General features: G+C 54.1%; 6 protein-coding genes. 3 read left to right on the forward strand and 3 right to left on the reverse strand.

The features are described 5' to 3' along the window. Positions 1-61 precede the first annotated feature (61 nt). A complete protein-coding gene (locus AAC019_RS08510) occupies positions 62-11407 on the forward strand; it encodes an LPD38 domain-containing protein (protein WP_339898295.1) in 11346 nt (3781 codons plus the stop codon). Here AAC019_RS08510 and AAC019_RS08515 read toward each other — a convergent pair. Continuing rightward, complete coding sequence (locus tag AAC019_RS08515; RefSeq protein ID WP_339898296.1) at positions 11404-11529, reverse strand: hypothetical protein; 126 nt, start codon at positions 11527-11529, stop codon at positions 11404-11406. The two genes, AAC019_RS08510 and AAC019_RS08515, sit on opposite strands and share 4 nt — an antisense overlap. A gap of 193 nt (positions 11530-11722) precedes the next feature. Further along, a complete protein-coding gene (locus AAC019_RS08520; RefSeq protein ID WP_339898298.1) occupies positions 11723-12847 on the reverse strand; it encodes a hypothetical protein in 1125 nt (374 codons plus the stop codon). Between the two features lie 516 nt (positions 12848-13363). On the opposite strand from AAC019_RS08520, the gene AAC019_RS08525 reads away from it, so the two are divergent. Next, entirely contained in the window at positions 13364-14107 is a 744-nt protein-coding gene (locus AAC019_RS08525; RefSeq protein ID WP_339898300.1) for a SapC family protein, read from the forward strand. 84 nt (positions 14108-14191) lie between these two features. On the opposite strand, the gene AAC019_RS08530 is transcribed toward AAC019_RS08525, so the two are convergent. Continuing rightward, positions 14192-15814, reverse strand: coding sequence for a sigma-70 family RNA polymerase sigma factor (locus AAC019_RS08530; RefSeq protein ID WP_339898302.1), 1623 nt, complete (start codon positions 15812-15814; stop codon positions 14192-14194). A gap of 242 nt (positions 15815-16056) precedes the next feature. On the opposite strand from AAC019_RS08530, the gene AAC019_RS08535 reads away from it, so the two are divergent. After that, the gene (locus AAC019_RS08535; protein ID WP_339898303.1) at positions 16057-16656 is read left to right on the forward strand and encodes a CIA30 family protein; all 600 of its coding nucleotides are present in this window, start codon (positions 16057-16059) and stop codon (positions 16654-16656) included. Positions 16657-16678: the final 22 nt, after the last annotated feature.

Consider the following 16678-nt stretch of genomic DNA (forward strand, 5'->3'; position numbering starts at 1 on the left):
CGGCCCTTCGGGGCCAACCCACCTCATTCCCCACCTACAATTTGAATAGGATCGCATAACGATGAGCGAGCAGTCGCGCGTGCCTCAATGGTCGGAAATTTCTGGCCGTGACGAGTTCAAAGCATTATCCCCTGAGCAACAAGAGCAAACCCGGTCGACGTATTTTGATCGTGTTATTGCGCCCAGCGCGCCAGCCGATCAGCTAGAGTCAATCCGCTCTGAGTTTGATAAGCGGACAATGGCGCGGCCGGTGGAGCCGGAGCCGCCCGAGCAAGAGGAAGGTTTCTGGGCCGGTGTCGGCAACACTGTGCGCGGCGCCGGTGAGCGTGTCGGCGACTTGGCTGGTGGTTTTGTGGATGCCGTAGGTGCCGCTGCTGAGGCCTCGCCTACTGGTATCGTTGGTGCGCCGTCGTATGTTTCTCAAGGCTTTAAGACCCGGACGGCCGAAGAGCGTAAAGACATTGGCGACGCCCACCACGGCATTGCTGAAAAGCTAAGAGCAACCGACTTCGGATACGACCCGGGCCGATACACCCTGGATGGTGCCAAAGGTAAGTTTGATCAGGGTGATTACTTGGGAGCGCTTACCGAGGGGTGGGCGGCCGGTATGGACACGCTCGGCGCGTCTGCACCCGATATGGTTGCCGCTGCGACGGGCGCCGGCCTTGCGCCTTACATTATGGCGCGTACTGGCGAGATCGCCGACCAGCGCGCAAAGAACAAGGGTATGGAGCGCGCCACGGCGGTTGAGCTACGAGAGGCGGCGCCATTTGCTGCCGCTTCCGCCATGCTGGAACGTGTGCTGCCGCGACGCTTAGTTTCTGGCCGCGGTGAAATGACCGAAGAGGCGGCCCGGGAGGTATCGAATAAAGCCATTCGTCACGTCATTAAAAAGGCGGCAAGCGAAGGTGTTAAGGATTTTGGTGTTGAGGGCGGTACCGAGTTTATCCAAGAGGGTGTACTCGAGTATTTAGGCGAGAACTACGGCACCGATGTAGAGCTAAGCGCGCGTGATGCGTTTGCCCGGGGTGCTGAGGCCGCCATTCTGGGTGGCATTGGTGGTGGCACGCTCGGTACAGCAAAAGGCGCATACGACGGCGTGGGTGATGTGCGTAAGCCGCGCGTTGCTACGCCTGATGACATTGAGGCCGAGCTAGACGGCGACGTTGATGTGGAGTCCGAACTGGCCGATCTTGAAGCAGAGCTTGAGGCTCAGGCCGATGACATAGGCTACTCACCCGGAGCTGAAAGCGCTGATCCAGCGGCACCGGTTATCCGGTCGGAATGGCTCAATACTGAGGGCGTCAATTTTGATGCCGAGGCCCAACAGGCCGTGCCCGCAAGTGATGGTAGCCAGCCAATTAGCTACGATCAGTTTAACCAGATGCGGCCGGGCGAGCAGCTGATGTGGCAGCCGGAAGATGTTGAGCAAAGCGCCGCGGTTGAGTTTGAGGGCGTTGCCGGCTCCCTGGGCGGCAAAGAGTTTGCCTCTGTGGTTATTGATGGCCGTAAAGAGCTTGTTCCGCTGGATGAATTAAAGCGCGTGCCTGAGTATCGGGAGCAGGCACCTCAGACACAGCAGCCCCAGACTCAACCAGAAGCGCCCGAGGGCACGGTTAATTTCGAGCGGCCAGAGATTCCCGAAACCGGCGGCCTTGAGCTTGAGCCCGAACAGCAGGTTTATGATGGCGGGCTAGATTTCTCGCCCTCGGATTTGCCGCAAGACACAAGTGCCCGGGACAACCTGGCGTCTGGCGTAGAGCGCCTGATTGATCAGCATATCGATAAAAGCCGTGACGAGAAGCTGCCCGACGGCTTAAAAGATCCTCGCTTACTGCGTGAAGAGTACCGCGCGCGCTTAGGGCAAATGACCAATGAGTTAGTTAAGGGTGGTGACGTGGGCTATGTCCGCGATGAAAACGACCGTATTACCGGTCGCACGCCGTCAATCAATCCTGATTGGTTTAAAAACATGGACGGCCTGGTTACCACCGACGAAGCGCGAACGGCGGTTAATAAAGCGCTGTCTGGCAAAAAGCTGGGGCCTCGCCAGGCTATTGTCGTGCAAACTATCATGGACGAAATTCAGCAGGATCGCGAAAGCATGGTGTCTGCGCGCATTCAGGATCGCACCCGGGCGATTATGAGTCGTGACGCCCAGCGCATTGCCGAGAGCTTAATTGATCCCGAGCTGGCCCTGCCTGAGTCCGATCCGGCTAACGCCGCCGTGGCTGAATTGGTCGCCGATGTTCTTGAGGGCGGCTATCCTCGTGATAAGCTACAATCACTAATTAAACAGCACAGCGTCGGCGGCCAAAACCCGCTACCCAAGGTGCTTGGTATCTTACAGTCAGAAGGGGTATTCAGTGAGCAACGAAACAGAAACGAAGTTCGACCCGGACCTGATAATGCGGGGCGCGGATCACGTAATAGCGGGCCGAAAAGCGCGCCGGGAGCGCAACCTGAAATATCTGAGGGAGACGAAACCGGAATCCCTTGGCGAGACGGGCAAATCACCGACGCAGAGCGAGCCGAGTCAGAGCGAGAGTTAGCCGCGTTACTCGGTGAGCCCGAGTCAAAGCCCAATAAAGAGCCCGCCGACAACGCGGGCTCTTCTGTATCTGCATCGCAAAAAAGCCAGATTGTCGATAACGATAGCGCTCTGGCAGACCGCACCCGAGCCAATGTTGCCGGAGAAAGCCAAGAAGGCGCCGCGGTGATTGCTGTGCGCGACTTCATAGATGAATGGACTGAGGACGGTGCGGTACCCGCTGAGATTGCGCCTGACGTGTCTGAGGTGTATCGCGCCCTGGAGTCGGCCATTGATCGCCGAGACTTTACACCGGAAACTGTTGGCGCCGTGGTTAGCTTCATCGATTCGATTGCGGGTAATGACTCTATTGATAGGGATGTTTCTTTAGAGCTGAGAGGTCTGGCTGACATGATCCGTCCAGTGGCGGCAATCAGCAATGACGGCCAAAGCTCTGGATTTATGAGCACCTATACCGAACAGGATCTTGCCGACCGTGAAGCCCAGTCGGAAAGCCTGCCGGCGCAAGAACAGCGCGCGCAAATTGACCGCGAACGTGAAGAGTTTACGCTAGACAATGGCGGTAATGTATCGGTAGCTGGAAGTAATGACGCGCTGCAAAAAGGCCAAGGCGGCGATATGTTTGCGCCTACTCGTGGCAAGCCGTCGGAAAGGCCTAATGCTTCAAAAACTAAAGCATCTGAACCGTCTGCCGAATTACCAAAAATCCTCACAGACTCCCGCAAGAAAACCTTGCTCAAAATGGCCAAAGAGCGCGGCATTAAGCGCAGCTCGCCAGGCTATGCCGCGGCAATGGATCGCCTCGGTGACGAGTACGAAACGGAAGTCGATAAGGCGCAAGCCGGCTTAACCTTTGAGCAATTCAATGAGCTTAATTCTGATTCGCCCGAGTCGGTGAATCGCCAGGCTTACGATGGGCTGCGTGAAGAATACGGTATAACTGATACTGAAACAGTTGATATTGACACCGCCGCCAGCGAAGCCGACACCAACCCTACCGAGGCCCAGAAAGAGGCTGGGAATTACAAGCTAGGGCATGTCAAAGTCCAAGGCCTGGACATATCGGTAGAAAACCCTAAAGGCTCCGAGCGTTCGGGTACCGACCCTGACGGCAATAAGTGGTCTGTGACTATGGGTAGCCACTATGGCTATATCCGACGCACCACCGGAGCCGACGGTGAGCATGTGGACGTATTCGTAGGCCCTGAGCCAGAATCCCAGCGCGCGTACATCGTGGATCAGGTAAACCCTGACGGCTCTTTCGACGAGCACAAGGTAATGGTCGGCTACCGCGGCAAGCTGGCGGCAACCAAGGCCTATAAAGATAACTACACCAAAGGCTGGAAGGTTGGCCCGGTCACCAGCATGAGCATGGACGAGTTTAAATCCTGGCTCAAAGATGGTGACAACACCAAGCCGCTGAATGCTGACCATTTTCGTGACGCCACGAAAAAGGCTGCAAAGCCCTCGAATAAGGTCGAAAAACAAGAAACGCCCGCGCAGCCAATAGAAGATTTTGGCGAGAAGATAGCCGGCGCCCGGAAAGACTACGCGGCGACCATGAGTGATGCCAAGCAGAAAAACTCTGCAAGTGTACCTTTATCGGAGTCGTGGCCGGCACCCGATTACCAGAAGATGGTCGATAGTGGCGTTGATAAAAAGGTGGTGGCTCTCGCAAGGGCGCTGCGCGAAGCTGTCCCAAGCAAACCACGAACCGGCTGGAAGTTGTCTGGCTGGGTTCGTGGAATGGAGGCGCAGCGTGAGGTGGCTGAGTTGCTTATTGATGGCAGCATGCCCATTGAGAGTATCGACAAGCTGAGCAGCTCCCCAATTATTCGTGACGTTCAGGGCGCAGCCGATCTTTACGAGGCAGTAGGGCATGGTAAGAGCTTAAAGGGTCTGTCGTTGGTTAGCGCCTCGTATAGCATGTACGACGGAGTGGTTCAGGACCCTCAGAAAGTAGTATGGACTGTAGAGCAAAAATCCAAAAACTCGTCTTTCAGCAATATGCCTCGCCGCCTAGCCGCGGGCGACACAAAGGGTGAGGCTCTGGCGCAGTTCAAGGGTGTTTATTCAAGGCTCGACGCGGCGAAGGAGGCAAACTCAAAGAAAGTACGCTTTGATATTTACACAAACCGCCATGACGCCTCGGACACTTACATTGGCAAGAAAATCGGTAAAGATGTAGTGCGCATTAAGGATGGCTTTAAGCACGCTCTTGAGGCGCGTGACTACATACGAGCCAATCAGGCCGAGCTTGAGTCCTTGCTTGCCAAACTAAAGAACGTACCAGCCCACCGCAAAGAAACAAACTCCCCTCGGGTTGGCTCGGATCACCGCAATGGTGGCGATGTGTCGCCTGAGCAGTTCACAGATACGTTTGGCTTCCGTGGTGTTCAGTTTGGTAATTGGGTTGACCAAGGCCGCCGTCAGGCCGATCTCAATGAAACCTATGACGCGCTACTGGATATGGCGGGCATCCTAAATATACCCGCCAAGGCTCTATCGCTTAATGGTGAGCTTGGCCTGGCGTTTGGTGCGCGAGGCCGCGGCGGCAAGAATTCGGCGGCCGCCCACTATGAGCCGGGCACCGTCGCGATAAACCTAACCAAGAAGAATGGCGCCGGTTCGCTTGCCCATGAGTGGTTTCACGCATTAGACAATTATTTCTCTCGGGCAAGAAACGAGAACGGCTACTTGTCCGAGACTCCGTACACGGCAGGCCCAGGTGTTCGCCCCGAGGTGGTTGATGCGTTTCACGAGCTTGTGCAGTCTGTCCGTCGTACAGGTTTGCGTCAGCGCTCACGAAAACTTGACCGGTCTCGCACCAAAGAGTATTGGTCCACCGGCCGCGAAATCAGCGCCCGAGCTTTTGAGAGCTACGTCATTGAAAAGCTCAAAGACCAAGACGCGAGCAATGATTATCTTGCCAATATTGTAAGTGAAGAGTATTGGGAAGCTGCCGCCAAAATGAATGAAACCTTTGGTGGTGACGGTGTTGAGAAGTCTGACAGCTACCCATACCCTCAAGCGGCCGAAATGGCAGACATACGGGCAGGCTTCGATGCGCTATTCGATGTGATTGAGCACAAAGACACCGCAGATGGCGTTGCTTTATTTTCTGTCTCTGGCGATGCGCCTCGACGCCTGTCAGGCGAGGGCGACACCGAAGGCTTGAAAACTGGCTCGCCCATAACTTTTGATTTCATCCATAACACCGAGTCAGCAACGGATATATTTGGAGTGCCAGAGCCGGGAGCACCCTTCGGGCGTGAATATGAGCCATCCGGACGCTATGTAATTGTGACGAGAAACAAAGACTCGGTGGACACGTCGGGCAATCTTATCTCTGGGACCCTAACCTTTGATAACCCCATGGTGGTTGAGGCGGACGGCACCTCTTGGAAAAAAGAGCTATCGGAAAAGTATGGAGGAAAAACGGGTAAAGACTTAAGTCTCGCCTTGATTGGCGATGGTTACGACGGCGTGGTGACGGTAGAGAAGGCTGGCCGAGAACGTTATATTTCCGAGGTGCTAGACCTTACGACGTTTGACCCTTCCATAGCGAAGTTCCGTGGCGGCGAGACCCAAAACAATAAATCGGTTTCGGAAAAGACCGCTCACGCTGTTATCGACCGAATTAAATCGTCCATGGCTGCCGATGACACCGAAATTATTCAGGTGGCAACATTCGACGATATGCCGGAAGGGGTGAAGCGAGGCGCCAAAAAAATGGGCTTCTCGGGCGATCGGGTTAAGGGTGTTTATTATAACGGCGCCGTTTACCTTAATCGATCATCTATGCCCGACGCAGAGGCGGTAGAGCGTACCATTCTCCACGAGCTATACGGGCACCACGGCATTAAGACAATGTTCGGTCCCGAGGCGCGCCAAGCGATGGGTAGATTGTATTTACGTGTAGGCGGGATTAAAGGTGTTCGTGAGCTGGCAAAGAAGCACGGCATAAGCCTGGAGCGTTACATTGACGGGGCGGAAAGTGCGGTTTCCTCCGGCACATTGTCGCGTGAAGACGCGCAGTCAATCATAGCTGACGAGCTTCTTGCTCATATTGCCGAGAGCAATAAGCCGGGCGTTAAGCGTGCGCTTAAAGAGCTTATCGGTGCGGTACGTTCTTGGCTTCGAGCAAATGGCTTTGTGAGCCTGTCACGGCTGGGCGATACCGATTTAATCTATCTTCTCAAGCAGGCTCGGCAAGCTGTAAATGAGGGCCGAGTGACCGGGCAGCAGGGCGTTTATTTTGATCTTGCTGGAATTGGTAGCTCGCCAGAAACTGCGCCAGCCTTCTCTATGGCATCGAGCGAGGCACGCCGCGTTATCGGTGACGATCCGGTATTGGCCGGCTGGACTATGCTTGCGCAGATGGACGATGCCTTTCAGCTTCCCACCAGCGACAAGCAATCCATTGAGGATATTTTTAATGAGCTTGAGGGCCCGGGCGGCATTCAGATCGTTGAGGCCGAAGAGATCGCCCTGCAAAACGAATATGGTGCCGAAAAAGCGTGGCGCATCATTACGCCACAAGGCAAGCGCGCCGCCATTTACCAGAAGGGCGATAGTGTTTGGATTGACGTGTCTGCTGTCGAGAAGGGCCAGAACGGCAAGCGCATTTACAATGCTGTCGCGAACTATGCGCACAACAATGACCTGGTGTTTGAGGGCGATCCCGACGGCCTTTCCGATGTTGCGCAAACCCGTCGCTTGGAGAACATGATAAGCAGCGCGCTCAAGTTTGGAACCACTAAGCACCTGTGGCCGCACCAGAATCAAGTAACCGGCAATCCTGATGTGGATATGCCCAATATTAACTGGAAAGACGGCGACGACGCACACAACCTGCGCCAAATGATCGACGCATCCTATGACGCGACCGTTAAGCAATTTCCGAAAATTAAGGATCTGGTCTATAATCCAAAAACAGATCAAATTGAAGATTCCAAAACGGGGGAGGTGTGGGATGGTAAACGCTTTGACTCAGAAGCACGGGCGTTACGAGGACTGCAAAACGGACGAGGAAGCCGAGGCCCACTTACAGCGGGTCGCACAACGCTTGAAAGAGCGGTACTCACAAATACCCTTTCACGCGGAACGCGCGAGGAGATCGCCAACATATTGGAGAAGTATGGCCAGTTCGGCAGTGAACGCTTAGCCGGCCCCGACAACGCGATACTCTACAGTGCAGACTCAGAGCCCCGCCAACAAGGCGGGGTTTCTCGTTCTGGGCCAGAGAAAAATATCAGCGGATTGCGCGACCAGGTTGAGGCGATGGGAGTTGATGTTTCATTGTCTGAGCGACCAAACTCTATCAGCGTTAGCAAGATAATAGTGCCAAAAGATAAACGAGGCGAAGGTATTGGCACACAAGCCATGCAAGCGGTTATCGATTATGCGGATTCCGTGGGCAAGACCGTGGTTCTATCACCGTCCGGCGACTTTGGCGGAAGCAAGCTGAGGCTCAAGAAATTCTATAAGCGCCTGGGGTTCGTTGAGAACAAAAGCCCGAATAAAGATTATGAGATAAGCGAGACAATGTATCGTGAGCCCCGGCCAAGTGCCGGGGCTTCTCGTTCTGGGGTAGACCAAACCGAAACGCCAGCCTTTAAAAAGTGGTTTGGTGATTCCAAGGTGGTCGACAAAAAAGGCGATCCGCTCGAAGTTTACCACGGCACCAAGGCGGGTGATTTCTCGGTTTTCAAGGATGGATTAAAGTACTTCTCCAGCAAGCCGGAAGTAGCCCAAGATTACGCCGGCATGACAACAGCGGTGCCAGGTCGCACCGAGAGCGGGCCAATTATTCCCGCCTATCTAAAAATAGAAAACCCTCTTGCTTTAGATTTTACCGGCATGAGCGTGAATTTTGATAACGTCCCTAATCCGTATCAAAAAGAAGGGTCGTGGCGCCCAACAAGGTTTGGTAATCCACCGGCCAACGCCATGAGCATTGATGATGTGGCGGCTAGGGCCAAGAGTGATGGCTATGATGGGCTAATTGTTAAAGGCGTAAAAGACAATCTGGTTAGCCACAATAAAGTCAAATCCGACATTTTTGTTGTTTTTGATTCGGAGCAAATAAAGTCTTCTGTGGGCAACCGCGGCACCTTCGACCCGAACGATCCAGACATTCGCTTTAGCGTCTCGGACGACTCCCCGGCATTTGCGGCGCCTCAAGAGGGCAAGCTGTACGGAATCCCCAAAGACGCGCTTCTGCGAAAGCTCACCGATAAGATGCGGCCGCTTTTGCAAACCCAGCGCGAGATCGAGAAAGCATCTGGCTCGCCTATCAGCGAAGAGCTCGACGCCTACCGGATGGAAGAGGCATTCCACGGCAAGACCGAGAACGACCTGCGCAAGCTGAAAGAGCGCTTTATTGAGCCACTGGTGGATAAGATGGCCGAGCACGGCATTAGCCAGGAAGAGCTTGATATGTTTCTGTGGGCGCGTCACGCCCCCGAGCGTAATGCCCAGGTCGCGAAGATAAACCCGGATATGCCAGATGGTGGCTCTGGTATGACTGATACCCAGGCTAAGCAAGTGCTGACCAAGGCCAAGGAAACCGGAAAACTGTCTCAGCTGGTCGAGCTTTCTGACATTGTGTACAAAATGCAGAAGCGCAAGCAGCAGCTGTTGGCTGCCAATCTTGTCGATCAGGATCAGCTAAACGCATGGAACGATAACTATAAATACTACGTGCCCCTCAAAGGCCGCGCTCAGGACGAGAGCAACGTTTCTTACCCAAGGGTGGGCAAAGGCTTTGATATTCGCGGCAAAGAGACCCTGCGCGCACTGGGGCGCCGTACCAAGCCCGAATCACCTGTGCTGCATTCCATTATGGACACGACCGAGGCTGTTGTACGGTCGCGTAAAAACGAGGTGGGCAATACCTTCCTCGACCTGGTGGAAGCCAACCCTAACCCGGACTACTGGGAGGTTTTCACCGCCGAGTCGCCAGAAATGGAGCCGCGGCTATACAAAAACCTCGACGGCGAGACGGTAGGGCAAGGGCCCGTTATTGATCGATCCAAGTACTTCACCACCAAGCGAGGCGGCAAAGAGTACTTTATTAAGATCAACGACGAGCGATTAATGCGCGCCATGAAGAACATGGGGCCAGAGCCGCTTAACTGGTTCACCAAGTACGTTGGCGCCGTGTCCCGGTTCCTATCCTCGGTAAACACCAGCTTTAACCCTGAGTTTATGGTTACCAACGCCGCGCGCGATATTCAGACCGCCGTGGTTAATGTGCTGGCAGAGCAGGATTTGCACAACGGCCGGGTTAAGGGCAAGAAGATAGCCGCCAAAATGGTCAAGGACGCGCCTATTGCCGGCTACGCCGTGCGCATGAGCCTGGCCGGTAAAAAGCTCGACGGAAAAGCGGGAGAGTGGCAAAAGGCCTTTGATGATTTCCGTGATGACGGCGCTAAGACTGGATGGTTTGACACCAAGGATCTCAACGGCCAGGCGAACGACATTAACAATATGCTGGCAATGGCCGAGGGCACCACAAAGGGCAAGTTGCTGCGCGCCAGAAAGACTATTGGCGAGTTTGTCGAGAATACGAATAGCGCGATTGAGAACGCCGTTCGCCTGTCTGTGTACAAAAACGCGGTTGATTCTGGCGTGTCACGTAAGAAGGCGGCTGAGCTGGCCAAAAACCTAACGGTAAACTTTAACCGGAAGGGCGAGATCGGTCAGGTGCTCAACGCCATGTATATGTTCTTCAACGCGAGCGTACAGGGCACCATGACTTTTGCTCGTGCTATCGGCACCATGAAAGAAGTGGACGGCAAGAAGAAGCTCAACACCGCGCAGAAGGTAGGTATTGGCGCCGCGGCGGCCGCTTTTGGTCTGGCAGCGCTGAACCGGGAAATGGCCGGGGAGGATGACGACGGCGAGAACTGGTACGACAAGGTGCCGGAGTGGGCCAAAGAGCGAAATATTATCATTATGAAGTCGATTGCCGGCGGCGAGCCCGGTGAATACTGGAAGATCCCGTTACCTTACGGCTACAACATATTCCATGTGTTTGGTACCCAGCTGGAATCCGTGACAAATGGTGACACTGGTGTGGGCGAGGGCGCCATGAGAGTGGGCAAGGCGGCTATCGGCTCATTCGTTCCGCTCGGGCTGGCAACCTCTGACAGCCTGAGTACCGGGGTGGTGCGAACTCTGACGCCTACTGTTGGTAAGCCTTTCGTGGATATTGCGGCAAACGAGAACTTCTGGGGCACGGACATTTACCGCGAAAACTTCCCATTCGGCACGCCTAAGCCTGAGAGCCAGCTGTCTAAGCGATCGACGCCGGCGCACTGGAAGTGGCTTGCTGAGTTTATGAACGGTGCCACCGGTGGCAGCCCGTACCGAAGTGGCTGGGCCGACGTTAACCCGGACAAAATGAATTACCTGTTTGAGTATTTCACCGGCGCCGCGGGGGCCTTTGTGGGCAGGACTACGAGCGCAGTCACCAAGGCAGCTCAGGGCCGGGAGCTTGAGGATAGAGAGATTCCATTCTATCGCCAGGTGAACGGCAAAGTGCTGCCCTATGAGGATCAGTCGAAGTTTTACGATCGGCTAGATGAATCTGCCCAGCTGGAGGATGAATACAAGTCTCTGCGAGGCAAGGAACGACTCGAGTTCTTTAAAGAGTACGGCAAGAAAATTCGCCTTAAAGCTCTGGCCGAGGACGTGGCCAAAGAGCTTGCGGGTCACCGCAAACGCCGCGACCGTATTGAAGAAAACGAGAAGCTGACTGAGGCGGAGAAGGACGAACGGTTAAAACGGCTTGAGGCCCGAATGAAAAAGACCGTCGATCGCCTTAACCGGGTTTGGCCGAAAGATTAAAGCTGTGGGGTATCGCTGGCCCAGGCGCTTACTATGGCATTGGCGAATATCGCGAGGATAAACAAGCCCAGCAATATCAGCCCGGGCCAGCTATCCCAGAATCTTGTTTTCCCGTTTTTCATGCCGCCACCATTGTGAGTGTTTGGCCGATGGCGATAAAGTCGCCGCCCTGTGGCAATCCAATGCGTATCCCTGACTTCCCTCAAATTCCATGGGGCGTCGGTAGGGCGGCGACCCCTTCACTGTAGGCCATTGTGATTGGCTTTGCTTGTAAGCCAAAACTTAATCTTTTGTAAGAGATCTCGCACGCGAGCCTCAGCGGTACACCAGAGCGCCCGGCGATACTTCGTCCGCCATGATGACGGCGGTGTTTATGAGCTCTCCGGTATCCATGCTGTAAACCTGCAGCAATGTGCTTCCGTGGCGCTCTTTCGTTAGCCTTAATTCGTTATCCTGACTAATATCAACGTCGCCCACCATGCCAAAAGTGTTTACGTTGATCGATGTTGTAGATGCGCCGGTGTACCCATTACCACTGTCTTTGGATAGCTCCCGAATGCCATTGCTTTCTATGAGCGCGATCAACCTGCCTTCGTCATCAAAGTCTATGGTTCCGAAATTCTCGATTGAGTGCACCGCGGACAACTGCTCGCCTGTGGCACTTAGCTCGTAAATATAAGGCGCGTCGGGCATTGAAAACTCTTGGTGCAGCTGACTCGATAGCGCGACGATCACGCCATCAGGACTAACCGCCAGAGCCTTCATTTCCTCCGGAGCATCAAACATTGTTACTACACTACCGGTTAACAGGTCTATTTTGTCAATTTTCGTGCTTCCTGAGCGCGCAGCGATAACGTAGCCGTTCGGGTCAATGTCGGCTGCGGAATAAGCGTTGTCCAAAGTAATTGACGCCTCCAGAATAGCAACGCTCTCTTGACTATCAGTGGTCGCAAAGGGGCCAAAGCTGCCATCTTCGTTAACAAACCGAACCCAGTAATAATATGTTGATCCCAGAGGGGTGGTCATGTCGGCATACTGGCTGCCGTAGTTAATAACTTCGTCAAATTTCTCGGCTGACTCAAACCAATTTTGATCTGATCGCCAAACCTCTGTTTTTGGGTGGCCGTGGCCGGTACCCCATGAGACGTGAGTCCAGTCGTACCCAGGGTTTACCTTTACCTCCTGTGGCGCGAATTCATCGCCCGGTGAAACGGTGGCCGCGTAGGTGTCTGCGCCGTCAATAAGTATGGCTCCAGAGCCAATCGGAAGCCCGAGAACCTGAGCCTGGCTGCTTGAGCTGCTACTTACCGATGACGAGCTGCTTACCGATGACGAGCTGCTAGAGCTGCTGACGATCGGCTTGCTGCTGGTGCCGCCACCACCACCGCCGCCGCAGGCCGCTAGGGTGAGTGTTATTGCTATTGCTATTAGATGCTTCATGCGATCCCCTTATCCCCTGTTGTCGCTAGAATTAGCGTCATCATTAAACGGTAGAGTTATTCTGAAATCAACTTGCCCGGAAAGCGAGGCCCCTTAAAATGGGGCCATAAAGTGCTACAATCCGTTTTCCGAATGAGCAAAAAAGCCTTTAAAATCAAGGGCCTATATTTGTCGTTTTTGCTGTATTTATATGCAGTCCACAATTGTTTTATCTAATAATATCAATGCCTTACGTCGTTTTCGCTGTGACACTGGGGGTGTAGTGGTCGTGGGTTCGAATCCCGCCGTTCCGACCATTTTTCTTTTCTGTTGCGTGACATCCTTCCGCTTTACCCTCTTACTTTTGCGCTTTTTTCTGTCCTGGCGATTATTGGCCTTGTATTTCTGCGGTTGTGCCCCCAGAAACCAGCAATGGCTGCGAGATAGGGTGGCAGTACTTTGCCAAAATGCTACTATGTGCGCCTATTTTTTTCTTAGCGAACCGACAGGGCGCGACAATAACAACGGAGTATTCACGTGACCAAGCAGTTAATGATTTACAACGACATCCAGGCTCTAAGCAGCGAAAAGCACCGTAACATGTCGGTTAAAATCGACTCATACGATTTTATCGCCGATATGACCTCATCGCCGCTGTTGGCCACCGAGATCCCTTTTGCCGCCGCTGAGTACGCGGTTATCTTCTCGGCGCCGAATGCGGAAGGCGAGCACACCCCGCTGGCTGTTATGGGTGTTAAGCAGGGCGAGAACCTGATGCTGAATGATGACGGCACCATTAATGCCCGTTATATTCCGGCTTTTGTACGTCGTTACCCCTTTGTTTTTGCCGGCGGCAATGACGCAGAAAGCCTGACGCTTTGCATCGACGAGCAAAGTAAAGCGCTGGTTGCTGACGGCAGCCGTGGCGAGCGCCTGTTTGATGATAACGGCGAGCAAACCGATCACCTGAAAGACGTTATTAAGTTTTTGCAGGATTACCAATACCGCGCCGAAATGACCAAAGCCTTCTGCAAAAAGCTTAAAGAGCTGGACCTGCTGGAGCCTATGCAAGCGAACATCGAGTTTAACGGCAACGCTGAAAACAACATGAGCATCAAAGGTTTTTACACTGTTAAACGTGAAAAACTGAAAGAGCTGGGCGAAGAGCAGGTTATGGATCTGTTTAAGAAAGACGGCCTGGAGCTGATCTATGCGCACCTGCAGTCACTGAGCAACCTGAATCGCTTAGTCGAGCTGAAAAACGCCAAGTTAGCTAACTAAGTCCGTTAGCCAGCTGTAAAAAAGCCGACGCTTGCGTCGGTTTTTTATGCCTGTTTATTGTGCGGCGGTGCCTGATGCTAGCGCTCATCGGTGTTTTTGCTGTTGGCCCATACGCCTTTTCACCATACTCGAGTGCCAAATAGCGGGGGCGATTACCAGTATGCTCATAGCGCCCAGCACCCATAGGTGGTTTTGGCTTAGCGCCGCAAGCTCAACGATGTCGGCGGCACTCTCGCTGTTGGTCAGCGTAGCAAAGGGTATGGGGGCGATGGCCGCGTCTTTGGCGATGGCAAACCCGCCACTCCATGCGCTCTCCCAGCCCAGCGCTGAGAGCGATCCATAGGCCTTGTAAGCAATGGCCGAGGCGCCAAAACCAATAACCCCCACGGCCACGGTGCCGGCGGCAAGAATGCCAAACCCTAACGCGCCAACAGTTACTACGCCTACCGATACAATACCGACGCTAATGGGTGCCACTGCCAAACCGCCCCAGGCAAACAATAACCCGTAAGCTCTATCGCCACCGGCAATCCAGCCAATGGCGGGCCTCTCGTGCATCTCGGGCAGGCCCAGCTTGACGTGAATGAGAGGAATACCAAAAAGCGAAAGCCGGCTTTTGTATTCGCGCCGCTTGGAATCTACCTGGTCATACTCGGCGAGAAAAGCCTCCGGCTGACGCTGGCGCTCTTGTGCCCGCAGCCGCGGCTGGCTGATAAACATGTACACCAATAGCCATAGGTACGCAGCAATAAACCCAACTACCATAAGCTGCGAGCCTACGGCGTAAAGGCCTTGGTAGTTGCTATTTGCCAGGGCCACATACTTAAGCAAAAACATGCCGGCGACAAAAACTGCCGCCACCAAAAAGTACAGTGCCACGATTTTGAGCGTGGCGCGCCGCTCACGCTCGGTGCGCGATTGCGCAAGGCTTGCCCGCACACTAAAAAACGAGCCAATCACCCCTGAAAAAGACGCCGCTATTGTCAGCAAACTGCCCCACTTAATGGCGTTGCCCGTGTGCGCGACGCCGGCGCTAAACAAAGCCGCTTTGGCTTTGGGCGCCGATATGGTGCTAATGGCCAGCAATACCGCCATGGTAAAGGACGCGCCCGGTTTGCTTTTGGCAAGAGTGTCTTGCACAAAGGTGATCATGGCTTTTTGCAGCGCCTTGCGCCCGCGCGATAACCGCTGCTTTACCGCGTCTTCCGATAACTCCAGCTCCGCCGCCACGTGCTCGATCGACTGTTGTTCACGGTAAAACAAGATCAGTGGCTCACGGTAGGTTTCGGGCAGTTGCTGCAACGCTTGCCAGAGTAGGGCTTGCTCTTGCTCTTGTATTACCGCGTCATCCAACCGGCTGTGCTCGGCGGCTTGCTCGTGCAGCTCGTCTGTGGTCTGGGCCGCGTGGCGGGTTTCTTTGCGCCGGTAGCGGCTGATCTTAAAGCGCAAAATGCCGCACAGCCACGCTTTAAGCTTGGCCGGCTCACTCAGGGTGTCCAGCTTGCGCCAAGCCTCGACAAACGCCTCCTGCGCAATATCTTCACTGTGTTTTAAGTCCCCCACCGATGAATACGCCAGCGAGCACAGCAGGCTTTGGTAGCGGCCCACGATTTCGCCAAAGGCGTCGCGGTCCCCGCCGATGGATGCCAGCACCAGGCTGGTATCGGCTGAATCTTTGTAGTTAACACGCTTTTTAAAAAGGCCCATAGCTTTGTGATTCCGGCTTAAAACGTATAAGTGCCCACTGGTCGGTAAAAGGTGACAGTTTTTATTAAATTAATTTTTTGTCTGATTTTTTATAAAAACTTGTCACCTTTTGTTTTGCTCAAGGCACTTATACCCCGACGCTTATGTACCGGCGTGTTTTTTGGGCCGGGTTTATAGCAACAGCTTGCTCGTTCTCGTTGAAGAGTTCTGAGCCACCCATTATTCCATTAGGAGCACACAGTATGACAAGGTTTAAACCAACTAAGGCAACCATGCTTAAAAAACTGACTTTTATGGCCGCTGTGGTTTTTGCCAGCAACGCACTTGCCGCGCCGCTCGCGCCTCACGTTGATACCTTTGATGATGCCGCCAATAACCAACTTAACCTGCCGCGCCAGCTGCTTACCGATGCCGTGATGGGCGGCGGGTCCAGCGCCACGCAAAGCATAGAGAAAGGCGTGGTCACCCTACAGGGTGAGATTGTACCCGCCCGTGGCCAGCTGGGTTGGGTGAGCTACGTACTGCCTCTCGACATAGAGGGAGGCGCGCAAGACGCTAGCCCTTACGAGGGGGTATTGTTACGGGTAAAGCTCGCTAAGGGCAACCTGTCGGTTTCTGTTAACAGCGCCGAGGTCACTAACTTTGACTATCACGCCGCCCCCATTACGGTCACTCAAGATGGTGAGTTTCACGAGGTAAAGGTGCCGTTCGCATCGTTAAAACGTGCCTGGTCCGAGCAGACGCCACTTAACCCCCAAACAGTAAACGGTATCAGTATAGTCGCTTACGCCGTGCAGCCAGAGCCCTTTGAAGTGGCGCTGGATTCTGTCAGCTTTTATTAATAGGTAACCGAGCGTGTAGCGG

The organism is uncultured Gilvimarinus sp., assembly GCF_963975215.1.
In the GTDB taxonomy this organism is placed as follows: domain Bacteria; phylum Pseudomonadota; class Gammaproteobacteria; order Pseudomonadales; family Cellvibrionaceae; genus Gilvimarinus.